Consider the following 24,160-nt stretch of genomic DNA (forward strand, 5'->3'; position numbering starts at 1 on the left):
GCCAACGGCTGTGTAGGGAAAGATAGCGTTGAGGTAACTGGTCCAACGTTGCCGACGGTGGTTGCCAAAGGAGATACCGTTTGTGTGGGTGAAACCATCCAATTATCGGCCACGGTGAGCAACGGCGCGAGCATTAGCTGGACAGGCCCTGCGAATTTCAGTTCAGTCGTCGCTAATCCAACGCGGCCAAATGCGCAACTAACGCAGGCAGGGACGTACATCATAAAAGTGACGGATGGCTATTGTGAACAAAGCGATACGGTGGAGGTAGTGGTAAATGAATTGCCATCGTTGACGGTGGAATCGGCACAATGTTCGTTGACAAGTTATACGGTACGAGTAAAAGTAACGGGGCAAAGCACGTTGCAGTCGAGTTTGGGGGCGGTCACTTCTGAAGGGAATGATACGTATTTGGTTTCCAACATACCGATTGCGCAGGCGGCGAGTTTGACGGTAAAATCGGTAAGCGGTTGTACGTTTGTCAAGCAAGTGGATCGTACTTTGTGCGATGCGAATCCACCGCAACAATGCGTTGACAATCCAGCGGGCCCTAACGTGACGATGTGTGAGCCTACATTGATTTACATTTTGCCAAAAGCCACCAACGGCCGTGTGTGGAGCGTGGTGGGCGGCAATCCGTCGTTTACAACGATTGACAGCACAGGTTTGGTAAAGGGGTTGAATAAAACAGGGGCTTACAAGTTTGTTTTAACTTCACCGCTTGAAAACTGCGTGGATACGGTAAGCATCACGCGGTTGGCCGCACCGACATTTGGCATCTTGTTATCTCCTCCGACCTGTGTAGGTGATAGCGCGAAAAAGGATGGTTACTTACAAATAACAGGCTTTGAATCCACAGCTACTTTCGGACTTACAGTAGGAGCCACTTACGATGAAACGGTGGTTCAGCAGCCGATTCCTGCCAACGGAAGGTTGTTGGAGGCGATTGCCAATCCAACGGCGGCGGTTACTTACGTGATTCGAGTGATGACGGTCAACGGTTGTTTTGCCGAAAAGAAAGTAGTTTTGCAGCCAGTAAACTGTGAATGTCCCGAGATACCTTGTGTGCCTTTGCAGATGCAGCGGAAGCGAAAGAAATAGGTTAAAGCTACCTTCCCGAAAGTTTCAGAACCTCCCGAAAGTTCTAAAACTTTCGGGAGGTTGGTTGATTTACTTCTCAATCACAATATCATACTTCTCCAACAACCCCGCCACGCCCAACAGCGAGAACTTCGCTTTTTTGATTTTATTGGTTTCGGGGTTAATCACGTAGTTGTACGACGACCTAAAATCGGCCTTTTCAAGCAAAGTACGGTCAAAACTGGCAAGTTCAAGGTTGCAATTGTTGAAAACCGCCTGAGTCAAATCACATTCTACAAAATCAACTCCTTGGAGTTGGGTATCTTTAAAGTGCGTTTTTTTGATTTTTGTCCGAAAAAACGAGGAATGATTGAGTTGACAGCCTTCAAAAGAGAAAGAAAGCCCGAAACCATTGCAGTTGTCGAATCGTAGTCCCAAAAGTTTACAATCTTTAAAAACCACCCCATTCAAGGTCGTATTTTTCAGATTTACCATGCTTAAGTTGCAGCCTTTAAATTCGCAGTCGATGAATTTGACGCTCGTTAAATCGCTGTCCGAAAAAAGGCAATTTTGAAACACACAGCTTTCGTATTCGCCTTTGGGGAGAGGTGTTTCGGTGAAGTTTTGTTTATCAAACAATTGGTCTTGTATGTAGCTTTCTTGCATCGTGAGGCAGACTTTCCAAGTTTTTGCCCCAAAAATAGTGTTAAAAGTGGTCTTTGGATTAAGAAAGTTTTTTCACGCAGATGTCACAGATTCAATTGCACGCAGATTGGCACAGAAAGTTTTCCGTGCGCATCCGTGAAAAACATCTGGGTCAATCTGTGTGAAAAAGAAGTTGGAACTCAAATGGGAACTTTACTGCTTGTATCCAACTTAATTTAACATACGGTTCAACGTGTCAAAGCAGTGATGCAAAGAACCATAAAGAAACGTCCTTGCTAAACGTGAAAAATAATCTTTCTCCTTCTTCTTCAGGCTTGCTTAGTATGTTGTTTGCGGCATTTTGCTTCTCGGTGTCGGGGGCTTGTACGCGGGTGTTAGGCAAACACATTAGCTCCGTCGAGCTGGTTTTTTTTCGGAACATTATTGGCGTTCTTTTTGTGCTGTTTAGCGTTTTGCAACGGCCATTGGTGCAGACAGGCGGAAGGTTGGGATTACTTGTTTTTCGAGGAATTATCGGGACCTTGGCGCTGTATTTGTTCTTCTTTGCCGTGACCAAAATCGGCTTGGCCGAAGCCATTACCTACCAGCAATCGTACCCCGTCTTTTTGGCGCTGATTGGCGTTTTGTTCTTAAAAGAAAAACTTTCAACACCCGTTTGGTGGGCTATTTTTATCGGATTTTCGGGCATTTGTTTCATCTTTTTGCCGCAGTTTCACACCGATTTTCTGAGCCTAAAACACCACGCTCTCGGCCTCACCAATGCCATTATGACGGCCTTGGCCTACATGAGTATTGCGCAGTTGGCGGGGTATTACGACTCCCGCAGCATTGTGCTGTCGTTTATGCTTTCGGGGATTTTGATGCCGATGCTTTCACTCGGATTGGGTGAAATGGTTGAAGCACCCGAATGGTCGTTCCTCATTGCAAAATACGTGCAACCTACGGGTACCGATTGGCTGTGGATTGCATTGTTAGCGATTTCGGCTTTGTTGGGACAAATCTTTTTGACCAAAGCCTTTACCTTCGGAAAGTCGGCGGAAGTGGCAGCGATTGGTTATTCCAATATCGTTTTCTCGGTCATCTTCGGCATTTTTCTTGGCGATGCGCTACCTGCCACGTTGAGCTGGTTTGGGATTGTATTAATTATCGTTTCGGGGGTGTTGATTGCCTTTCAGAAAGGGAAAAAAGAGGCCCACTAGCATTTACCTCAACAACGGTTCTGCTTGCAGCGCCTGTACCAACGAGGCCACCGCAAGTAGCCCATACAACGCCGCGACAACGACAGTAGCTTTGGTGTTTTTGAGCAAATAAAAAGAAAGAATGGGTAACACTTGCAAGGCGTGCATCCCGATAAAATGAGCAACGCGAAGGTCGCCGACGGTTTTACTCCACCCCAACACAAACAAATTGGAGTTATCGTTGTAGGCACCTACGCTGTGGTTGAGGCGCGAACCCATTGCAAAGCCCTCAAAAGCAAAAATCACAAACAAAAGAATACCCAACCGAATGGCCCACAGATAATGGAGTGGGAGGGTAGGAAACTCTTGCTGCAAGAATAACCAGCCGATGTAAGCCGTGTAAACGGCGCTGGCGCTGGCGGCTACGGCCATCAATCCGTACAACAATGAATAGAGCGGATTACTCACATTATAATGCGATAACTGCCCCCTGCTCGCCTGAAAGGCAATGTAGAAAAGTTCAAAACCTAGCAACAGAACGGTAGTCCAGTTGAAAAGCGATAGGTTAAATTTGGGTAAATAGTAACAATACCAAGCCATTGTCCATGCGTAAGCTCCAATAGATAAAGCGAATTTCAAAGGTTTGTTCCACGCGTTTACCCTAAAAACCTGAACTACGGTTATTTGGCTAAGGACCAAAAAGGCCAACGCCAGTAGGTTGCAGATTAAGCCAAAGTAAAAGAGCGTTTCGTTGCGAGATTTGAGTTCAGTAAGGAAACTTGACATCGTTTTATGATTAAATTTCTGATGTCAAAAATAGCAAAGGAAAGGCTCGCTTTGTTTAAAAATGGGGTTAACTGACTGATGAATTGGGGGAAACGTATTTTTGAACCGTTGAAGTGTAGTGCCCCGTATGTTGCGTGGGCAAGTTACTTCTTTTCTATGTCGCCATGTCCTTTGGCGTAAATCGCCTTGTTTTTGTCATAAAAGGCGTAGTAGAGGCGATAGGTTTTTCCTGTAACAAGTTTGGGGTCAGAAAAATCAATGGCAACAATGAAATTGGAGTTTTTCAGTCGAAATGTTCCTTGAAGAAGTACGTTGAGTTGGTTATCAACCAGAATATACTTCATAATGGTAGGTTTACTAGAGGAAATTCCGAACATAAATTGAGTCGTGGCAGGATTGGGGTAGGCGAAAATCGTATTGATAGTTCCTATTTCGTTATTGACGGCGTAGTTTAGGGTGTCTGAAAAGTTAAACTGTGACGAAACTAGGGTTGGCCAACTACTTTCGGTAATCCAGTCATCATTATCAGCCGTACCGACCAGGTTCCCAAACTGATTTCGTTGGGTAATCCCAGAGATGGCGATGGTTTCTGGTGTATCTGATTGGGATTGGCAAGACCATTCCAAAAAACTGAGGCAAAAAATGAGTAATCGAGCAATTTTCATAACGGGATAATTCTAGGGGGTGATTACGGGCGAGTCGTGTCTTTTTTAATAGAAACGACGGGCAGATGAATTCGGTATTTTTGAGCAATGATACGGACAAAAATCACTATAATCGCGGCGATGAGCTGGGTAAAACTGGTAGAAAAACCCACTTGAAGCCCCGCATAATACACCAATCCCCCCGCAACGCAAGCCAAGGCGTAAATGTCTTTGCGCAGCAAGAGGGGCACTTCGTTGAGCAAGACATCACGAATAACGCCGCCAATCGACCCCGTGACAGTCCCCATGACAATGCACACCCAAAATGGTAAGTCCATCGCAAGACTCTTACTAATACCCACCGTAGTGAACAGCCCTAACCCAATGGCATCGAACAAAAACAACGCCCGTTGCCACTTGAAAATTTTGTCTTTGAACAAAAGTGCCGCCACCAACGCGATGCCTGTCATAATAAAATAGTGACTCTCCTGCATCCAAAACGGCCGAATATCCAGCAACACATCTCTGACTGTACCACCCCCAATGGCAGTAACCAGTCCAATGAGATACGCCCCAAACCAATCCACTTTTTTGTTGGAAGCAAGCTCGATGCCACTGAGGGCAAAAACGAAGGTGCCAATCAGGTCGATGGAGGTGAGGAGAAGCATTTTTTTAATGTCGAGTGTCGAGTGGAGAATGTCGAATTTTGTGCTGAGGGTCCGTGTTGAGGGTTGCTTACAACCCGTTTTTCTGTGCCGAGGGTTGCTCACAACCCGAGTTTGCCCGCTGTGCTGTGGGGGGCTCACAACCCGAGTTAAAGTACTCCTTTTTCTAATTCCTTCAAATAAATGAAATCAGGAGATTTTACGCCTGCATCTTTTCGGATTTGTACCAGTTTGGGCGATTCAAAAAAGGCTTTGGCGTTTTCTAGGCTATCCCAAACGGAGAAGTGGACGATTTTGTTAGTATCGTTTTCGTACTTTAAGACTTGGTACGATTGCTCGCCTGCTTCTTTTCGGATGCCTGCGGCTTGGTCAAAGATAGCTTTCCAGGCGTCATAGTCGGCTACTTCGTGAATGATTAGAACGTATTCCATGAGAGAAGGTTGATGCAGAGTGGATGGTCAAATATACCGTTTAATTTTATTTTGTTCCAAAAACTGCGGCTAAAAGCAAACTCAACAAGCCGATAATATTGGCAATTTGACGGTACTGAAAAATAGTAAACCATTGTTCTCTAACGCTTTGCCAGTTTGCAGGAATCGCATTGGCAGACCAGCTATTGATGACATCGTTAATCGGCAAGCTCCCTTTTAATGTAAGTAGAATATCGGCAACTAAAGCGACAAAAGCGATACTTGCACCGATAAATAGCCAAGTTTTTGGGGTTTGAATGGTGAAAATTACCAACAAAAGATTAGCCAATAATGCGGTATAAATCACATATTTGAAATTGGCTCTCATCAGTGTATCGGTCAGTTTTCTGATTTCGAGGTACGATTCGGCATTCAGCCCTAACTGTAATTGTTTTAGGGACAGAATGTACATGAAAGTTTGGCTTGCAATAATGCTGTAGGCCAAAATAGTGATGAAGAAAACGATTTTTGTTGCCATTTTTTTGTTGAATTTTTAGATTAAATCATTCCTTTTAATGAACACACTACCGACAATAATGAGCCAAATCAGCCAAAGCGTGCTGCCAAGAAATCCAGCCAAATCCCATACAGGAAAACCTTTGATAACGGTTGCAAATAATTCGGCTTGTGCCAACAGATAAATCACCGAGCCTACAATACCCAAAACATTAACCCATTTTGGCATTAGTTTTAGTTTTGAAAATGCGTAAGTCATCATCAATGTCCAAATAATGGTAAAAAGTTGTCCGAGGTGTTCGCCCAAAATTACGCCGCCAAACTGATGAATAGTTTTGAAAGAAACAATAGCCGCTGCTTTGGTGGCCTCGTCCGTAGCATTCACAAAAGTATCGGCAAGAACGGGTATTACAAAAGTCCATCTCAATAAACCAATCATTTGCACCACCAATCCAATGACGCCAATCATAGTCGCTGTGCGAACCGACGGAATTTTATTCTCCAATTTTTGACCCATCATCATATACGCAGGAATCAGCGGCAAACCCGTAACGGCAAAAGCAAACCAGGTCCAAATTAAAGAATTTCCACCTTCGTAAAATCTTTGTAAAACGCTTGCGGTATCTTTTCTCAAAATATCTGGATAATCAAAACGCATCGTGAGCATTGTGTAAGGAATAAGCAATGCAACGGCAGCTATAATCAGTAAAATACCGATTGTTTTTGTATTATTTTTCATTGACTTAAAAGAAAAAGGAATAGCTGATACCAGGTGTTGGATTAATTTTCAAATCGTGACCTTTGGAAGCTACTGCTATTCCGCCGATTCGTAGGTTAAGACCTTTCCAAACCATCCATCGGAAACCTGCTTCCATTCCCAACGCATTTTGGTCTTTGTAGTCTAAATTAATGCCTCTTAAATACGAAACACCTGCATAAAAAGAAGAAGGATTTTCTTTTTTGCCAACGGGTAAAAACCAAGTCGTAACGCCTGTTTTGATGAATTTTGTGGTAACGCCTGATTCAAAAGCAGTAATGTAATAGCCCGCGTGAAACGAAATTTGTTTGTGACGATATTCTACGCCGATAGAAGGATTTCGGAAACCATTGATGCTGATTTCGTTGTTTGAAAAACGGCTTTGCGAGAAAGCGACAGACGATAAAAGAAGTGCGAATAATGTAAAAAATACTTGTTTCATTTTGATTTGCATTTTAATCGTTAATTGATGATGCAAATTTCCTGACTCAAGATTTTTTTCTACTAGACAAATGTCCAAAAGCGAAAATCAGCGGATTTTATTTCTAATTCGGCTCAAATGCCGTGGCGTAACGCCAAGCATCGACGCCAAATGTTGCAGCGGAATGTGTTGCAAGAGGTGCGGTTCGGTTTTGAGGAGTTTTTCGTAGCGTTGTTCGGCAGTGAGTACAATCAAATCGTGACGGCTGGCATCGATGCCACAAATACTGGCTTCTAACAAACCAATGTAGAAATCCTTGAAAGCAGGAATTTCGGCTACCAACATTTTTAGGTTGGTCTTGGAAACTAGACTAATACTGCTGTCAGTCAATGCTTTTACGTTTTCGAGGGCGGGTTTTTCGCCGATGAAACTATACACCGACGCAAAAAAAGTGTTTTCGATAGACACATACGAAGTTACTTCTTCGCCGTCTTTTATGACGTAATATTGAAACATCCCACTTTCTACCAAACCGATGTATCGGCTTATTTTGCCTTCTTCCACCAGAAAATCGTTCTTGCTAAAATGCCGTAATTCAAAAGCGTTGAGAATTTTTTCAAGGTCTTCCCCCGAAAAACCAAGTGACTCGAAATAGGATTGTACTTTTCGCATGAGTTATGTTGGGTGGGGATAGGTGGAGCATTAGCGACCGTAATTTTCTTTTAGCTTTCTCATCAAAAGCCGCACCCCTTGTTGGGTGTCGGGGCTGAACGAGTTGGTAAAAATAAGGTAAGCTTTGTTTTTGAGCCTGTCGATGTGGGCAATGGTATAGTACGTACCGACGGTTCCTGAGTGGGTCGAAAGTTCGTTGCCGTTTTCGTAAATGTTGTACCAGCCGAGGGCGTAATTTTCAATACCCTTGTGAATAAACTGATAGGTGGCAGGAGTGAGGTAGTTTTTTTGTCCACCTAGCCCTTGCAAATTCAGTTGGATAAACTTGGCGTAATCGGTGAGACGCATATTGATGTCTCCCGCAGGTTCTGTATAGTCCAAACGGTAATCGAAGGTGGAGGGTATCGGTTGCAATTTGCCGTTTTCAAAACTATGCCCCCACGTATCTCTATGCTTCTGATTTTCGGGCCAAGACAATTGGACGTCTAGCTTGAGTTCTTTGTTCAATTCTTCGTCCACCAACTGCTCCCAACTCTTGGCAGAGACTTTCTCTAGCATCAAGGTCGCTAGGGTATAACCTGCATTGGAATAAATAAATGGGGTATTTTCGTCTATTTTTACGGGGTCGAGGGTGAGTGCAAATGCCCCAAACTGCTTCCTTTTTTGTGAATTTGTCCCCTTAAAAGGAGGGATTACTGGGTCATTTTCTCCCTGAAAAGGCAAAATTCCAGCTTTGTGCGAAAGCAAGTCCTGCAAAGTAATGGCGGCGTAGGCAGGTTTACTTTTCTTTTTCCATTCGGGAAATACCTCAAAAAATTTTGTTGTCCATTTTAGCTTGCCTTTTTCTACATACTTGGCAATGATAAAAGCCGTCATGGCTTTGGTGTTGGAGCCAATGTGGAAGCGGTCGTTGAGGGTGGCCGTGTCGGTGAGTGCGATAGAATGCCTTCCCAATGCAGCAATTTCTAAGGTAGAATTGGCATCGACGACGGCATAGTTAATTTCGGGGATGTGGTAAGCTTTACGGATTGAATCGGCAAAAGAAACCGTTTTTTGGGCCAAGCTGCAAGTGATACTTAGGACAAAGCAAGCGGCGGTTACCATTTTCATAAAGGTTGTGTTGGCTGTTTTCTGTTCAACATTGCAAGTTACTCATGAGTTATTAAAAATTATACCCAAAATGAAAGCCAGGTTCTCCCCAGACGAATTTCGACCATTTATCATCCAACTGTTTGAACCCATCAGGTAATGTTGTGTGATAAGCACGGTGGGTAATTGCAATGGATGGTTGAATAAAAAATTTGTCTTTAAAGAGTTTTACGTGATAACCAATGCGGTACGTGTTGAAAATCTGAAAGCCATTGTCAATTTTTTTACCGTCATTATTCACAAATTTTTGCAACGTTGGCATGACATTCAGCTCGGCGTATAAACCTTTCCACAAAAACCGTTGGTACGCCACCGAAACGCCATACTCACGGACATATCCAGGGAATTTTTCCTCTGGTTTTCCGTATGAATTGTTTAAAAAGGGGTGAATCCCATTTGGCCAAGCATATTTCCATGTTTTGGGTTCTATTGTAATGACATCTTTTCCTGTAATACGATAGCCAATGTTGAGTTGCGCGAAGTTGGGGGGATTGGTAGTGGCCAAATTACCCAATAAAAATACCGTACTGCCAACAAACCACCGCTTGTAGGTGCTGTCTTGTTTGGTATATTGTGCCTTTACCTGAGAACTAACTACGAGCACTAAAGCAAGCCCAATCCATAAAATTTTCTTTTGCATGTCTGTTTTCATTAATGTTAAACGATGCTGCAAAAGTAGATGTAGGGATTTCCTAACCTCGTTCACTTAAGTTAAGAAACGCACCTGAGCTTTTATCTTTCTCCGTAATTCTGGCGCGTAGTCTGCTCAAAGATTGGGGTTTTATGCCCAAATAACTGGCTAATTGGTGTTGTGGCACCCGCTGAATAAGGTCGGGTCTTTTATGTAGTAAGTTCAGGTAGCGTTGTTCGGGGGAAGAAGTTTTGAACTCGTCAAAGTCTATACGTTGTTTCGCCAACAATTCTTCCGATAGCATCCGACACATGATTTCAAACTTGGGAAACTTGCTGTTGACTTCTACTTCCATATCCGCATTTGAAACGGTAAGAATACTGTCTTCCACGCAACTAATGTAATACTCGGAGGGGGTTTTGCTTATCACGCAAGGGGGCGTCAATGCTTCCATTTCGGTGTAGAAAGCAGTGGTTTTTTCTTCCCCATCTAAAATATAATAGCTTCTAATACAGCCTTTTAGTACGAAGTAGCTCTCTTTCGATTTTTGTCCTTCTTTGAGTAAAATCGTCCCTTTCTTGACAGAGTGAAAGAGGTCTAATGAAAGTAGTACGTTTTTTTCATCTTCTGTCAGAGTGATATATTTTGAAATAAAGTCAAACAGGGTGTTTTTCATGGTTTTGCTGTTGCTGTCGTTTGTTACATTTGGTGCAAAGGCGTTGCATTTATCCATTCAGTGACAATTTCTGTCAATTCCGATTTTCCACTTTCGATATCTTCTAGGTTTTTGAAAGTTATAATTGCGCGGTCATTTTCTTTCCAAACCAACAACTTACTTTTATTCGAAATTAGTTCGTCTTTAGGTTGCGTTTGTTTGCTTGCGCCTCTATGAAAAATTAATTGAACTTGTTTCGTTGGGGGTTGAATTCTCATTGTAATTCTATCCGCATTGCCAAAGCAGTAGTTGGGGGCATTCCATTTTATATTTTCTGTTAAATCTGGATTTGCCGATAAAATGTAATTTCTTAATTGTTCTATTTCATTTCTAAACGGATGATTTTGCTCATCCAAGAACTTTGTCACCTCTGTATTTTTCATTTTGTAAATGTTGTTATCTCCTACGGAATGTGCTGAGGGAGTCTGATAGCGCGAGTGCTCCACTCGTGCTGACTATTTCAAGGCTTCGAGCCTAGTTTGGGAATCAAAAGGTAGAAGCTTGATGATAAAGGCAATCAGTCGAAATTCAGCTATTAGAAAGGCGTGGTGATTGCCTTTATCAAAGGCCATTTATTTCTGTTTCAGAAAGCCCTGTTAACTCAGAAATTTCCAAAGGTGAAAGACCTTTATGTTTCATTTTTCTTGCAACTTTTAAAACTCCTTCATTGAGTCCTTCGTCAAAAGCTGTTTCAATAACGCCTTTTAAGTCTCGATACGTTTTTAAACTATTCTCGTAAATTGCCAATTCTGTTTGTCCAAGTTTTGCGAGTTCGGCCTTTTCAAATGCTTGGCTAAACACTTCATCGGTAAATATTGATGGAATCGTCTGAAAATCTTCTAAATATTTAATAAAATAAAGCCATTTGTCCAAACGAGTTGCAAGTTCATTTTCTTTTATCTTAAAGTTTGGCATTTCAAGATAAATAAAGGTTAGTTTATTGTAAAATGTTTTACCGTGTTGATTTTTTAACTTGATAGTATGGACAACTTCGCTTTTTTCAGGCTCAGATTCATAATCATCAAATGTAAAGTCCAAAATACCAACACAATAAACTGCTTGTAAGTTGTAATTCCACTCACCTCTTTCCGCTTGTTCTCTAATCGGAAAAGTTGAGTAGTAGATTGTTCTTTCTTTGAAGTAGTTTTGTTTGGCTTTTTGAAGTTCAACTATAAACTTATCACCTTTTTCATTTTCGCAGTAAATGTCGTAAATGGCTTTCCTATCAAGGTCTGTTTGTCCAAGTTGTTCGTTATTTTTAAAAGTCAAATCAACGATTTTGCTGGTGTTTGGTAGCAACGCATTTAAGAAGTCAATAAGTAATGGTTTACTGGCTTCTTCTCCGAAGATTTTCTTAAAACCAAAGTCGGTGAATGGGTTTACATATTTTGCCTTCATCTTTTGTCCGATTATTGACTGGCGAAGTTACAAATTCTTTACGGATGTTTGATTTTTCTCCTAGTTTTTACCTGACAATCATTGTATTGTGCCTGTCGTTTTGGGGTTTTGCGCTGGCGCGGGTCGGAGCTGCCAAACAGCCCCCTGAACTTGAATAATGCGCAGGCTGACCAGCTTGCCCCAAAGTGTCATTTGGGGCAAAATAGGCCCAGCGTCTCCGACGCGACTTATAAAACTCAGCTACTCTTTCCCCATGTTTTGCCTAATGACCAAGGAGTTGTTGTCGGGGTCGCAGAAGAAAAAGAAGAGGTCAACGTAACCTTCGTCGGAGGTGTTGGAAATGATGTACTTATCATCGCCTTCGCCACCGCCCATAGGCATCACCACTACTCCTTGTTGGAGTAAATCTTGCAACGTCGCCTTAATATCATCCACGATAAAACTGGGCACCGTGCCGTTGGCGGGCATGGATGGGTAAGGCGTGTTAATGTCTTTGTACAGCCCAATCGTGAAACTTCCGCCTTGTGCGCAGGGTGCATTCATTTCGAGGTAGGAGTTGGTGCTGTATGTTCCCCCGTCGCTGATGGTGTAGCGTTCATCCACCGTAAAACCCAATACATTTTCGTAAAATTCTTTAGAGTGGAGTACGTCGCTGACTGATAGTTTGGTGACTAATTGTTGTAAATGGAAGTTCATACTTGTGTGTTGGGTTGTACAAATTCATACGACGGCCCGATGGTGTAGCCATCTTGCCCTGGGAAAGGCATTTCGGCGAGTTTTTGGCAAGCAAGCCTCAAATCAAACATCAACCCGATGGTGTTGTTGAGGTTGTCGGGATGACCATTAAACGTTTGGTGCAGTCCAAAAAGTAGGTTACTGTACGTTTGATTAAACGAGTCTAGCAGTCGCCGTTCTTCGGAGCCTTGCGGCAACATTTCCGCTTTTGTATTGGGATACAACGGCCAGACATTCGTTGGGTCAAACGGGATAACGGGCCCCGTAAACGAATAACCGTTGGGCGCGCTAGGGTCTCTGACCAACTCTCTGCCTTTGTACAATTCTTCAAACTTATAATAGTGGGCGAGTTCGTCGTCGGTGCCCAACGGCGACACTTCGCTTCCTTCGCCCTGTTCTACGATGACGTTGATGGCATTGATGGCGTCCGTTTTGGTCAGGATGGGGTAGAGGAGGTCGGAAGAGAAAAAGCTGGAAGTTACTTGTTTGGCAGGATTACCTGGCAACTCGTCGGGGGCAAGTTCGGCTATTTTAGCCTGCAATGCCCGATAAAAATCGCCGATGGTTTTGTAAGTAGCCTCGGTCGCGGCCAGCGTCATGCTTTTAAACTCAATGGGGTTTTCGGGTTCTTCGATTTCCATAAAAACATCGTGTACGACGTCGAGGGAGTATTTTTCGATGCCCACAACGAGCGAACCGCCAATACCCATCGGTAAATGTGTGGGGTAATTGGGGACAAAATCAGGGCGCGAAATGGCAGGGCATCCTCCCACGGCATTGAGGATGTTGGCCGCAATGGTCATGTGCAACATCTCTTCAATTACAATCGAGTGGATGACTTTTCGGATGTCAGACTCGGTATTGGCCTTGAACGAAAACAATGCGGTTAGGTACGGAGGAATGGTGGAATGTTCCAACTCAATGGCGTTTTGCAGCATCGGAAAAAGCTCCGCTAGGCTTTTTGCATTTTGAACCGCACTTACAAATTTTGGACTTATCTTGAGCATGATGGTTGGGTTTAGAATTCAAACAAATTGGTTAACGCTGGGAAATTAATCAAAGAGCCATTTTTGGCTTTGGTGGCCTCGGCCAACTTTTGTTGTTGCTCGGTTGGCGGTGCCGTATCGAGCGCGGCGTTTGCGTCAACGCTTTTCAACTTTACTCCCTTGGCGGCAGCGGTGGCAGGGTCATCGACGATGGGGTTGTCCAACCACTTTAAAATCGTGAGTCGTTTGGTCTCGGATAAGTCCCTTGTGGCGGGCATGTAGATGGGGTCGTGGATGTCGCGGGTAAAGGCGAATTTCAGAATATCTTTTTTGGCAATCATGGCTTGTGGATCCGCAAAATTGATGAAGTACTTGCTCATAATGGGGTAGAGGTTGGCAAACTGCGTCATCATATCCGAAATGTCGCTCCAAGTAGGGGTTTCGGGAATGGGGAAATCGTCCCGTAAGTGGATAGAAATGGACATCGGGGCGGCTCCAGGAATGGCGCTGTCGGGTTGCTGATTGGCCAAGGTATAGTCCAACAGGTAGATTTGCCCGTCGATATACACCCGTGGAGAATGGATGCTGTTGCCCGTGATTTCGATTTGGGCCATGCCTTGGTCGTTGGTTTGGCAAGAAGGCGCAAAACTCAACCCGTCCTGAGGTTTGTTGTTGCCGTAGGTGATAGAAATCGGGGGTGAATTTTTGTCTTTGGGCGTATCGGACGTAGGCGGCTCCATCGTAATCGTTATTTCGGTTTGTGGCAACGGCTGTCCAAACTGGTACGCGTAGAGGTTGACCGTCACTTTTTGATTGGTGTCGATGCGCTGCACAAAATTGTCGGCGCGGCACACGATGCCAGCAATCGCTTCACGGGCAATCAGCAAGTATTGGGAAGAACTGCTGCTCGCCGCTACGAGAATCAACTGGTTGTTTTTCAGGCTACTGACCACGTCGTCTGAGAGTAAATTGAAGTCAACAATGCCGCAGGTGCTATTGAGCCATGTAGAGCCTTGTTGGTACGGGACTTTGCCAATTATTTCAAGCTGACTGCCGTCGATGAGGACGTTTCTGATGGCAGGCGGGTTGGTCAGCGGCTGTTTGCTGACTGCCAAGTACAAATCATTGCTAAAATTGATGCTTCCGATGGAATCATCGATGGGAAACGAACCGCCCAGGTCAATCGACAAACGGGCATTGGCAGCATCAAAAATGAAATTGGAACCGCCAAACACTTGGCCTCTTTGATAGATCCCGTACAATCTCCGCGCGGGGGCAAACAAATCAGGCTCATTTTCAAACCATGGGCCGATACTTCCCAGGATTTTTCCGAGCGAAAAGCGTCCATCGGCATGGGCGTAGTAGTAGCCAAACCCGTTGAGGTTAATACTGATTTTGTTTTGTTGGGTTGTGGCTTTCAACGCCATCAAAATGGGCGACGTTTCGGCCAATTTTCCGTATTTAACATCTTCCAGCACCGACGTCCACGAAGCACCCATGGGTTGTCCGTTGGGTTTTCCGCCGTTGGTTTGTCGGCGTTGCAAATCTCGAAAGCCCGTGGGCTTGATTCTTCCTTCGAGCAACAACTCATTGTGGGCTGAGAGGATTCGGAAGGTCACGCCCCAAAGCTCCGAAACCATTTGCTGGTCGGGGTCTAAGTCCACCATTTTGCCCGAGTTACGCCCTTCGGCACCCGTCACCAGCTGGCCAATGATGCCATCCAAGGCAGGGTCGGTAATGGTCGTTCCGTTTTCGTTGGTGGCTTGCTGAATGGTACAGTTTTGAAAGCCAAAGGTGGCGCCACCTTCGGGGTTCCACCAGCCGTTGGTCGCCCCTTGCCCAGGAAGCTGAAAACTCGACTCAAACGTGGCGTTGTTGTAATGCTGCGTGTCGTTGTTGACGGTGGAAACATCCGAGGAAAAGTCTCCAGAGAATACAATTCTAGGAAAATGTAAATAAGACATGTTTTTTTTGGTTACTGGTTATGGGAATGACGAGATACTAATTGGGAATGACGAGATACTAATTGGGAATGACGAGATACTAATTGGGAATGACGAGATACTAATTGGGAAGTACGGGCAGTTTATGGTCCACAGTCGATGGTTCACAGTCCACAGTCCATGGACTATCGACTATCGACTATCGACTATCGACTATCGACTATCGACTATCGACCATGGACTATCGACTATGGACTATCGACTAAGACATGGGCGGGGCGTAACGCCAGAGGCTAGAATGTTTGTTTGGGTTCTTTTTCATAAAACGTTGTTAAAATTAAGGGAAATGCTCGTGAGGGCGAGGAATGTGCGCAGGCGTATGGTAAGCCTAAGCGAGTAGTAAGAGTTTTTTCTAACGTTGTTGTGTTGAGTTTTTTACAATGCTAATATAGAAAAGCTTTTTGAATAAAAAAACATACGACGACAAAGAATTTGGCGCAGAGGTGGGAACACGGATGAAGCAGATGTTCCAATACGGATTTTGACGGATTGGGTGTGGAAGGGGGGAATTTGAGCAATAAAGTTTTAAAATATACAGGTTAAACGCACTCAGAGAGGCGAAATCTTAGTAGAAAAAGGCGAACAAAGCCCCCCCAAAAGCCCCATAAGGGCAACCGAATTTCGTTCAATCCCGAAGGCTTTTGGGGTTTTATCGCTTGGCTTTTAGCCACGACGAATGCTTGGTTATTGGTGGCTGGCGCTTTTGTTCGCCAGTCAAGTACATATGAGATAAAAGCAGTCTAAGTATCTATTTACCAATAAGTTGCTGGTGTACAGATTTAACAAAGTCCACCGTAGTGCCAGCAATGTCGGCAATCTGCTCAAAAGTCAAAGACATTTTAGAAAGTAAATTTCTTACAATCCTTTCTTCTGCCTTTGCCTCTCCCTTATCAAGCCCTCTCAAAAAGAGAACATCTCTTTCTTCTTTGATGTATTCTGCAATGCTGTCCATAGCGTTTTTTAAATTTAGTTCTAAGTTACGAAGTTGAGCCAAAACACGCAACTGATTAAAGTATCTATTTAACGAAAAATCCCCTTTGGTAGTTTCCTTGATACGCACAAGTATCTGTTTTAGAGCGTTTTCGGGGTTTTCGCCTTGGAAATTTGCCAAAATGCCCAATATGATTTCTTCGGGCTTGTCCGAGTTAAGGAAAATATGATAGTCAAGTGTTGAAAGTGAAACAAGTGGAAAACTGAATTTTAGTCGTTCTCTGTCGAGTTTGGTTGGCATTGTAGGGGTGTCTGTCCCGAGAAAAATTACAAATTGCTTCACTGGTATTTTGTACTTTCGTTCAAGCATTCCGTAGTATTCAAGCATCCGATAAACCATTTCTGTTTCATTTTTGACTTGAAACTCAATTTGAAGTACAAAAGTGTCATTTTTGGTATCAGTGACCTTTTTCAGTACATCAGGTTTTCGTTCTTTGGTATGCTGAATATCATCGGGCAGTTCCTCCATAGAAACAGCCGTAATTTCAAGTACATTTTGCATGATACTTGAAATTACGGCTTCAATATTCTCTTTGAGAATTTTGTCGTATTGTGCAGGTTGCCACCCACTTGATTGGTGTTTTCTCTTTTTTTCTTTCATGAAGCAAAATTACTCATCTTATAAAAACAAAAAACAGGCGCGCCGCACCTATTTTGAACTTACTCATAAAAGCAAAAAAGCGGGCCAAAACCCGCTCTCAGTGTAGTTGCCCCCTTCGACGATAACTCCATAACAAAAGAAAAGGGGGTGGTGAGCACTCACCGCTAGGCTGGCCGCCCGCCCGAGTTTCGTTCAAGACTGGGCGTCCCCCATCTCTTTCCTGGCTTGGCCTATGGCTACCACCAATGCTTAGTGATTAGCGACTGTGTTTCTCTGCCCGAATGTCAGTCTATTATTCATTGTCGGAGTGTTGGCCCGTGTTTTTTAGCATTGATTTAATTCGTCTTTCAGCTTCTGCTTTTGTTATTCCGACATAGTAGTCTTTTACAAATGGGTGGTCAAAGTCCTTGTGCGGAAAAACTTCAGGTCTGCTATTGCCAGCCTTGGTCAGAACTGTTGTCGGAACACTTAACGTGTCTTCATACACAGGAATTCTACTGCAAAGCCAACCAAAATATTCTGTCACGTGGTTATTGTTTTCAAAGTTGTCGTAATAGTCTTGATAGCTTTTTTCACTAACTGAAACCCAAATGCCGTATTCAAGATTGTCGCAGTGGTCAATAACTTTTTGTGTCAAGGTGCAACGAATAAACCTTTCTGTCTGATTAGGATAGGTAATTACGCAAAAGTCATTTCCGATTTGTCCTAAAGTCTTTTTCTCATTTTCAGTCAAGTCGTTGTATGGCGTCGGTGTGTAAAATGTCAACGCTGGCCACTCATCGTGTTCTTGTCCGCAACAACTACATTTATATTTCATAGTCCGTTTTTTGTCGTTAAAAATTGTTTGTCTTGGTTGTTGTCCAACATAGCCGCTAACGGACACGGCTTGGCGATGTGGCGGTATTTGAAAATCGTCAAACTGGAACCGAAGCTGAGTAAAGATACAAAAGCTGATGATATATTCGTCGCCCCGCCATATTGTCAAACCGCCTGTTGTGTGCTGTGTTATCTACAGTGTTTAGTGTCTTCTTCATTGTGTTTTGTGAGTCGCTCATAGTTGACCCAAATAAGCATTTAATGAATTCTCTTTTTTTATTTACAGTATTTGGAAAAACTAATAGTTTTTTGTAACATTTTGCCTTTATAATCGTTTTATAAAAACCAAATACTGATAGACAGCAATTTTGAAGTCTATTATAAAATTAGGAGTTTTGGTGATATGAAATTATGAAGACCTCCATTATTATATTAGTTGCTGTTTGTGCTTTGTCATGTGGCGTAGTTAGCTATAAGACAAAATCTACCGACCAAGCAAACTTACAAGGAGCTTGGTTGGCGCAAACAGAAAGCCAAAACGGCAAGAAATGGAATGTATCTTACCTATATGTTTTCAAAAGAGATAAACTTTTTTTTACAGACGAGACCGGGAAGGAGGTTACGTATTCTTTCAAGTTGGACACTACTGGCAGCCTCAAGTTCATTATTATTCAGCCAGATGAGACGCTTAACATTTCGGCGCCTGTCAGCATTGCTTATGAGTTGGACGGAGATTCGTTGAAGATTGTGGTTGCACCACCTGGTTTGCGCCCCACAGAAATATCAGACAAAAACAGTCAGGAGTTGATTATCTGCAAGCGAAAGGGTTCATGAAAACGCCTAACCACAATGCTTGTGAAAGGGTCATAGCTATTCATATCTTAAATTATTGAACCAGTTTGTGTCGTTTAGCATAGCACATATGCGGTTTAGCAGCTTGGCGAAGTGGCGGAAATCGAAGCACAAATGTTCAGTTTTGTACAAAAGTTGAACCGAAGAACTGAACTTGAATATAGCGCTAAACCCGCCATTTTGCCAAATATGGTTGATTTTGAGTTCAATTTACCCTTAAAATTTAGCATGACAAAAAAGAAGTATGATGAACTTAGAATCAATCGCATAGAGGCTTTGACTCTGGTTACAGCCCAAACCCCAACCAAACCCATGAAAATGACCTATAACCCGCTCTCAGTGTAGTTGCCAGCTCGACGATAACTCCATAACAAAAGAAAAGGGTTTGGTGAGCACCCACCGCTAGGCTAGCCGCCCGCCCGAGTTTCGTTCAAGACTGGGCGTCCCCCATCTATTTCATCGCTTGGCCTACGGCCACGACGAAACCTTAGTTATTAGTGGCAGCTCTTTTTGTCCGCTTACTAAGTCGCTTCTTCATTTGTTTCAGTCTTTAAATTACCTACATATTTTTTAGGGTTTTCTCGAATTTTAATAAGTTCGTCTCCTTTCCAAATGTCAATAATCTCTTTTGCAAGGTCTAACTGAGCATTTGAAATTTTTTCCATTAGGTTTTTATTATCCTGCAATTCTCGATTTACTATATTTTCATTTATGCCTACTTTGATTTTCACACGAGTATTTACTTCATCATTGAGGTATGATATTTCTTCAATTTCTCTCGATTTTACTGTTTCTTCAATCGTTTGAACTTTCAAATCATAATTTCCTTTGTCTGTAAATATTTTTAAGAGTAGGGGAGCTAATTCTATGATTACAAATAAAATAGTTATTGCTAAAGTCGCCCAGTACATTGCGTTTCTCTCTTCGGTTACAGTAACTTGTGAAGTTGAAATCTGATTAATAGGCATTTGGAGTGAATCTATTTTTCCAGTGCTATCTTTTTTGATTTCCAACTTATTTTGTACGATAGGCTTATTTTCTACTATTTTTTTTGTAAATGTCAAGCGACTAAGTGCCTCAATACGAGCAAGTAACCCATTTTCTTTTGTTCTTGCTAAATTAGTAACTTCCAAATCAATTTTCGATTTAAGCGTCGCTAAGTCTGATTTGCTTTTGTCCAGTTCCTGCAAAATTCTGTTACATTCTACTTTTTTTGCATCGGCATTTTGTCTTTTAATTTTATAAATTGGTCCAATATTTCTAATTCCACTTCCTGCACTTCCGTCAGCTTCTCCTGCTGCATCGGCTTCTAATTTATCTGCATAATTTTGACACGATTTGAAATCTATATCTAATCTATTAATTGCAGTTTCTAAATTTTCAACTTCTGGATATTTTGAATAAACAGCTTCATTTTGCTGTTTTTCAACTTCGTTCTGCATTTTTATTAACTCATTTTCGATTTCCCTTTCAAATATTCTTAATTCAAGGGGTTTAGAAATAATGATAGCAAGCATAATAGCAAGAAGAATTCGAGGTGAGGCTTTCCATATTTCGTTTAATTTATTATCGTCTTTTTTGAGAGTAGATACAATATATCTGTCAAGACTGAATATAAAGCAAGACCAAACAAAGCCTATAAAACAGGCAGACCACCAACTTCCAAAAACGGTATATAGAGCGTAAGATGCTGACATAAACGCAAACAACGCTGTGAAAAATACTGCTGAACCTATGCCAATATATTTGTTGTGTTCATATTTACAATCTTCGTGATTTAAAAAGTCTAAATGTGCCCCAGAACAGAATAAAAACCAATTTTTAAGCCAATTATTTGATGTCATAAGTTTTACGGATTTGACTGATTACCTGCATGGCTCGCCAGTCATTATTAAAAATTTGTTCTAAACGGTTGAAAATTGATGACTTAACTTGTGTAAGCACTGTTGTTTTATTTTGTGATGGGGCTTCTAATTCATGGATTTCTTTGTTAAGTGAAGTTGATATTTCTTTGATTGTCAAGCGTTTACTAATATTTGAGTTTAAGAAATTTATTTTTGGGCTTCTGTGTATAATTTCATTTGATAAATGATTAAGTTTAATATTGGATTGTATTTTTGTTGTAAAAAGCCCAATATCAGTTTCAAGTTCTATTTTTGTTGGTGTCGGAACATTTATGGTTTTAATTGATGGTATAGCATAAACTAATACTTTTTGAAACTCTACAATTTCAGTAGTTTCGCCCTTGGCTGTAAGTTTATAAATGGTATCTTTTGTGGGTGCTACTTCAATACTACCATTTATTTCAACCGTTCCAATTCCATTATCAATTTCAACTGTTTCTGTGCTATTTGTTTTCCAATTTAGTACAACGGTTTGCCCTCTAATTATTGCTTCTTTGCTTGTTTTGAATAATTGAACTTGTGGGTACTCAACAACCCTAATTTGTAAAGTTTTTGTTTTTGAAAACTCTCCTTCTCGTGCTGTAATTTTAAAAATTCGTGTTTGATTAATCTTTACCGAGTGACTACCTTTCATTTCTAAACCACTACCAATGCCTTCAATTGAAATATCTTCTGCATTTTCTACTTTCCAGAAAATCTCAATATTATCGCCACTTTCAACAAGCGTAGTAGGTGTTGTTATTGACAAGCGAATATCATTAGAATTGTCAAAATCTATTACTTTTCCACTTTGAATTAATTCTAAACATTTAGCGGAATATTGCCTTGCTACTTTTGAATCGTTGATTATTACAATGTTTTCTTCATTTGTAGTTGCATTTTTAGTCCAGTTATATGAGCCTGTAATAACTGTTTTGTAATCAATAACGCAGAATTTATGGTGCATAAATTCATCATTAAAAACGTCAGTACCACCAAAAGTATAAATTTCTCCACCAAAATCGTTTAGAGATTCAAATCGAGAATAATCATTTTTTTCATTTGGAGAAGTTACAAGTTGGACTGAAACTCCTTTTCGAGCTTTATCTTCCAAAACTGCAAGAAGTGTGTAGTCATAGAACCAAGCTACCGCAGCAAAAATAGTATGCCGTGCTTGTCGAAGTTCGTCAGCCAATTCTTGTTGAATATTGTCAAAGTACGATTGATGTTCACCTTCTCTCATTTATTGTCCTGATGTTTGAATGCGTTTTTATAGAGTTGCCACCTACTCCTACAATAGGTGAAAGTTTTGCAGTGTTTTTTGTATTTATTTTAACTATACCAATATTTTGTTGTACTTTTGTATTGTATACAGCTACCATTTCTCCAAAAATCCCTAAGGTTCGTCTGTACCATGGTCAAAACAATGCTCTTTGCAGTGCTCAACCCAACACTTATTAAAAATTAATGAGGGATAAAAGTAGATGCGTATGGCGCTTTGTAAATATATACCAAAGATTAGTTGCTTCAAAAACTAACTGCCTAATTCTATTTTTTTCAAAAAGTACCAAGCATAAAAAAGGGAGGCCGTGCCCCCCAATCCCCACTACCAAACCGTCATTTCGCCCACAATAGGCTGGGCGAGGAGGGTTTTGATGCGTTCGGGGTCGGTTTCTTGGCCAAACACCCACATCATTTTGGTAATGGCGGCTTCGGTCGTGATGTCGGCGCCGCTAATTACGCCAATCTTGTCAAACCACGTACTGGTTTGGTAGCGTCCTTGCATTACGCGTCCGCCGTCGCACTGCGATACGTTCATAATCACTACCCCACGGTCGGTGGCGTCTTTGAGTTCTTGCAAAAACCACGGCAATGTAGGGGCATTTCCTGCGCCAAAGGTCTCTAAAACAACGCCTTTTAGGTGCTTAATCTCCAAAATCGAACGTACCACGTTGGGCGTAATGCCAGGGAACAGCTTGAGAATCGCCACGTTTTCGTCGAGCGTGGGGCGTAGTTCAAAAACACTGCCCACGGCGGGCGTGGCAATGTAGGGGAGGTGGTACTCAATCGTCACACCCACCTCGGCCAACGGGCTGTAGTTGTCGGAACGGAAGGCGTTGAACTGCGAGGTTTCTTTCTTTTTGGCGCGATTGCCACGGAGCAGCACATTCTGAAAATAAATGCACACTTCGGGGACAATCGGTTTGCCGTCGTGCTGCGCTGCCGCAATCTCCAAAGCCGTAATGATGTTTTCGCGGGCGTCGGTGCGGGCCACTCCGATGGGCAGTTGAGCACCTGTTAAAATCACGGGTTTTTGGAGGTTTTGGAGCATAAAACTCAGCGCCGAGGCGGTGTAGGCCATGGTATCGGTGCCGTGCAAAATCACAAAACTGTCGTAAAAATCGTAGTTGCGCCGAATCAACTGCCCCAACTCCGCCCACACGTCGGGGTGCATGTTGGAAGAGTCCATGATTTGCTCCAAGCTGGTAAAAGTTATCTCAAAATCGAGGCGTTTGATTTCGGGGAGTCGGTCCAAAATCTGCTCAAAATCAAACGGGACAAGCTGCCCTTTTTCATAGACCATACCGAGGGTTCCCCCCGTATAAATAACCAAGACCGACGCCCGAGGGCGGTTGGGCAACACTGGATTGATGGTGACGGTTTTGTAAGAAAACATGATAGCGAATGATGAGTTGATGAATAAAATTGAGGGATTTAGAGGGTGAGGTGCATTTAGCGCAATAGAAGCGCATTTTCGGTGGTTTGTTGGGCGATGGTCTCTACGCTTACCTGCATCAAATCCGCGACGCGCTGCGCAATGAGCGGGATGTAGGCGACTTCGTTGCGCTTGCCACGGTACGGAACGGGCGCTAGGTACGGGCAGTCGGTTTCCAAGACGATGTGTTCCAAGTCTATGTAGGGGAGTACTTTGTCGAGGCCGCCGTTTTTGAAGGTTGCTACGCCTCCAACTCCTAGTTTAAAGCCGAGTTCGATGGCTTTTTGGGCTTCTTCCAACGTGCCTGTAAAGCAGTGAAAAATGCCTTTTAGCTGCGGATTGGCCACTTCTTCAATCAACTCCACCACTTCCCAAAAGGCGTTGCGGCTGTGAATGTCAATCCAGAGGTTGTGTTTGAGGGCGAAGTCGCACTGTACCAAAAACGCTTCTTTTTGCTGTTCGACAAAGGTTTTGTCCCAATACAAATCCATGCCTATTTCGCCAATGGCGACGAATTTTTGGGCCGATGCGCTTTCCTGCGCTTTGTTAAGCCATTCTTCTACGATGTATAATTCTTGTTGAAAATCTTCTTTGACGTAGGTAGGGTGCAGGCCCATCATGGGCAAACACACGTTGGGGTATTGTTCGGCCAAGGCCATCATGCCGTCGATGGTGGTGTGGTCGCAGTTGGGCATCCATATTTGCTGAATACCTGCCTGAAACGCCCGTTCGAGCATGGCTTCGCGGTCGTCGTTGAATACTTCGTCGTAAATATGTGCGTGGGTTTCTATCATTTTAAAAATAGTGATTTTTTTAGTGTCGAGGGTAGAATGCAGAATGTCGAATGGTTCGTGTTGAGGGTTGCTTACAACCCGATTTTTTAGTGTCGA

The 24,160-nt window shown here is 42.7% G+C and carries 26 protein-coding genes; 3 read left to right on the forward strand and 23 right to left on the reverse strand.

Annotation, left to right across the window (positions count from 1 at the left end; translation table 11 throughout):
- Positions 1-1,101 (forward strand): immunoglobulin domain-containing protein (locus tag K339_RS0127410; RefSeq protein ID WP_028526457.1); only part of this gene is annotated, 1,101 nt, incomplete at its 5' end.
- A gap of 69 nt (positions 1,102-1,170) precedes the next feature.
- Here the strand turns inward: K339_RS0127410 and K339_RS0127415 are convergent.
- A complete protein-coding gene (locus K339_RS0127415; RefSeq protein WP_028526458.1) occupies positions 1,171-1,746 on the reverse strand; it encodes a pentapeptide repeat-containing protein in 576 nt (191 codons plus the stop codon).
- A 281-nt stretch (positions 1,747-2,027) separates the two neighbouring features.
- Between K339_RS0127415 and K339_RS0127420 the strand changes: the two genes are divergently transcribed.
- Entirely contained in the window at positions 2,028-2,945 is a 918-nt protein-coding gene (locus tag K339_RS0127420; RefSeq protein ID WP_028526459.1) for a DMT family transporter, read from the forward strand.
- A 3-nt stretch (positions 2,946-2,948) separates the two neighbouring features.
- Here the strand turns inward: K339_RS0127420 and K339_RS0127425 are convergent, their stop codons facing one another.
- The 18 genes from K339_RS0127425 to K339_RS0127530 form a co-directional block, all read right to left on the reverse strand.
- Positions 2,949-3,710 (reverse strand): hypothetical protein, encoded by a 762-nt coding sequence (locus K339_RS0127425; protein WP_028526460.1) that lies wholly within the window; start codon positions 3,708-3,710, stop codon positions 2,949-2,951.
- Positions 3,711-3,853: 143 nt separating this feature from the next.
- Entirely contained in the window at positions 3,854-4,375 is a 522-nt protein-coding gene (locus K339_RS0127430) for a hypothetical protein (RefSeq protein ID WP_028526461.1), read from the reverse strand.
- Between the two features lie 23 nt (positions 4,376-4,398).
- Positions 4,399-5,022, reverse strand: a complete 624-nt coding sequence (locus tag K339_RS0127435; RefSeq protein WP_028526462.1) for a trimeric intracellular cation channel family protein — start codon at positions 5,020-5,022, stop codon at positions 4,399-4,401.
- Positions 5,023-5,168: 146 nt separating this feature from the next.
- Positions 5,169-5,450 (reverse strand): antibiotic biosynthesis monooxygenase, encoded by a 282-nt coding sequence (locus K339_RS0127440; RefSeq protein ID WP_028526463.1) that lies wholly within the window; start codon positions 5,448-5,450, stop codon positions 5,169-5,171.
- Between the two features lie 46 nt (positions 5,451-5,496).
- On the reverse strand, positions 5,497-5,967 hold the full coding sequence (locus K339_RS0127445) for a hypothetical protein (protein WP_028526464.1): 471 nt from the start codon (positions 5,965-5,967) through the stop codon (positions 5,497-5,499).
- Between the two features lie 15 nt (positions 5,968-5,982).
- On the reverse strand, positions 5,983-6,684 hold the full coding sequence (locus tag K339_RS0127450; protein ID WP_028526465.1) for a DUF4386 domain-containing protein: 702 nt from the start codon (positions 6,682-6,684) through the stop codon (positions 5,983-5,985).
- 4 nt (positions 6,685-6,688) lie between these two features.
- Positions 6,689-7,144 (reverse strand): hypothetical protein, encoded by a 456-nt coding sequence (locus K339_RS0127455; RefSeq protein ID WP_028526466.1) that lies wholly within the window; start codon positions 7,142-7,144, stop codon positions 6,689-6,691.
- 87 nt (positions 7,145-7,231) lie between these two features.
- Complete coding sequence (locus tag K339_RS0127460) at positions 7,232-7,795, reverse strand: Crp/Fnr family transcriptional regulator (RefSeq protein WP_028526467.1); 564 nt, start codon at positions 7,793-7,795, stop codon at positions 7,232-7,234.
- Between the two features lie 30 nt (positions 7,796-7,825).
- A complete protein-coding gene (locus tag K339_RS0127465) occupies positions 7,826-8,905 on the reverse strand; it encodes a serine hydrolase domain-containing protein (RefSeq protein ID WP_028526468.1) in 1,080 nt (359 codons plus the stop codon).
- Positions 8,906-8,957: 52 nt separating this feature from the next.
- Positions 8,958-9,584 carry a hypothetical protein gene (locus tag K339_RS0127470; protein ID WP_028526469.1) on the reverse strand — a complete coding sequence of 209 codons (627 nt, stop codon included), beginning with the start codon at positions 9,582-9,584 and terminating at the stop codon, positions 8,958-8,960.
- 52 nt (positions 9,585-9,636) lie between these two features.
- The gene (locus K339_RS0127475; RefSeq protein WP_028526470.1) at positions 9,637-10,251 is read right to left on the reverse strand and encodes a Crp/Fnr family transcriptional regulator; all 615 of its coding nucleotides are present in this window, start codon (positions 10,249-10,251) and stop codon (positions 9,637-9,639) included.
- 23 nt (positions 10,252-10,274) lie between these two features.
- Positions 10,275-10,673 carry a DUF1801 domain-containing protein gene (locus tag K339_RS35030; RefSeq protein ID WP_037302010.1) on the reverse strand — a complete coding sequence of 133 codons (399 nt, stop codon included), beginning with the start codon at positions 10,671-10,673 and terminating at the stop codon, positions 10,275-10,277.
- A 178-nt stretch (positions 10,674-10,851) separates the two neighbouring features.
- Positions 10,852-11,688 (reverse strand): Rpn family recombination-promoting nuclease/putative transposase, encoded by an 837-nt coding sequence (locus K339_RS0127490; RefSeq protein ID WP_028526471.1) that lies wholly within the window; start codon positions 11,686-11,688, stop codon positions 10,852-10,854.
- 240 nt (positions 11,689-11,928) lie between these two features.
- Entirely contained in the window at positions 11,929-12,384 is a 456-nt protein-coding gene (locus tag K339_RS0127500; protein ID WP_028526472.1) for a VOC family protein, read from the reverse strand.
- Complete coding sequence (locus K339_RS0127505; protein ID WP_028526473.1) at positions 12,381-13,430, reverse strand: ferritin-like domain-containing protein; 1,050 nt, start codon at positions 13,428-13,430, stop codon at positions 12,381-12,383. Before K339_RS0127505 ends, K339_RS0127500 begins: the two co-directional genes overlap by 4 nt.
- Before the next feature lie 11 nt (positions 13,431-13,441).
- Positions 13,442-15,373, reverse strand: coding sequence for a hypothetical protein (locus tag K339_RS0127510; protein ID WP_028526474.1), 1,932 nt, complete (start codon positions 15,371-15,373; stop codon positions 13,442-13,444).
- 787 nt (positions 15,374-16,160) lie between these two features.
- On the reverse strand, positions 16,161-17,003 hold the full coding sequence (locus tag K339_RS0127520; RefSeq protein ID WP_028526476.1) for an RpnC/YadD family protein: 843 nt from the start codon (positions 17,001-17,003) through the stop codon (positions 16,161-16,163).
- A gap of 292 nt (positions 17,004-17,295) precedes the next feature.
- Positions 17,296-17,886 carry a DUF2199 domain-containing protein gene (locus K339_RS0127530; RefSeq protein ID WP_211243852.1) on the reverse strand — a complete coding sequence of 197 codons (591 nt, stop codon included), beginning with the start codon at positions 17,884-17,886 and terminating at the stop codon, positions 17,296-17,298.
- A 344-nt stretch (positions 17,887-18,230) separates the two neighbouring features.
- Here K339_RS0127530 and K339_RS0127535 point away from each other — a divergent pair, with 344 nt between their 5' ends.
- Positions 18,231-18,653 (forward strand): TIGR03067 domain-containing protein, encoded by a 423-nt coding sequence (locus K339_RS0127535; protein WP_028526478.1) that lies wholly within the window; start codon positions 18,231-18,233, stop codon positions 18,651-18,653.
- Between the two features lie 539 nt (positions 18,654-19,192).
- Here the strand turns inward: K339_RS0127535 and K339_RS36290 are convergent.
- The 4 genes from K339_RS36290 to K339_RS0127565 all read right to left on the reverse strand — a co-directional run bounded on the left by K339_RS36290 (position 19,193) and on the right by K339_RS0127565 (position 24,064).
- Positions 19,193-20,515: a DUF4407 domain-containing protein gene (locus tag K339_RS36290; RefSeq protein WP_084332332.1), complete on the reverse strand. Its 1,323-nt coding sequence runs from the start codon at positions 20,513-20,515 to the stop codon at positions 19,193-19,195.
- Positions 20,502-21,797 (reverse strand): phospholipase D-like domain-containing protein, encoded by a 1,296-nt coding sequence (locus K339_RS0127550; protein WP_028526480.1) that lies wholly within the window; start codon positions 21,795-21,797, stop codon positions 20,502-20,504. Before K339_RS0127550 ends, K339_RS36290 begins: the two co-directional genes overlap by 14 nt.
- Positions 21,798-22,160: 363 nt before the next feature.
- A complete protein-coding gene (locus K339_RS0127560) occupies positions 22,161-23,231 on the reverse strand; it encodes an asparaginase (protein ID WP_028526481.1) in 1,071 nt (356 codons plus the stop codon).
- Positions 23,232-23,287: 56 nt separating this feature from the next.
- Positions 23,288-24,064 (reverse strand): TatD family hydrolase, encoded by a 777-nt coding sequence (locus K339_RS0127565; protein WP_028526482.1) that lies wholly within the window; start codon positions 24,062-24,064, stop codon positions 23,288-23,290.
- Positions 24,065-24,160: the final 96 nt, after the last annotated feature.

The sequence above is a fragment of the Runella limosa DSM 17973 genome (assembly GCF_000482465.1).
Lineage (GTDB): Bacteria > Bacteroidota > Bacteroidia > Cytophagales > Spirosomataceae > Runella > Runella limosa.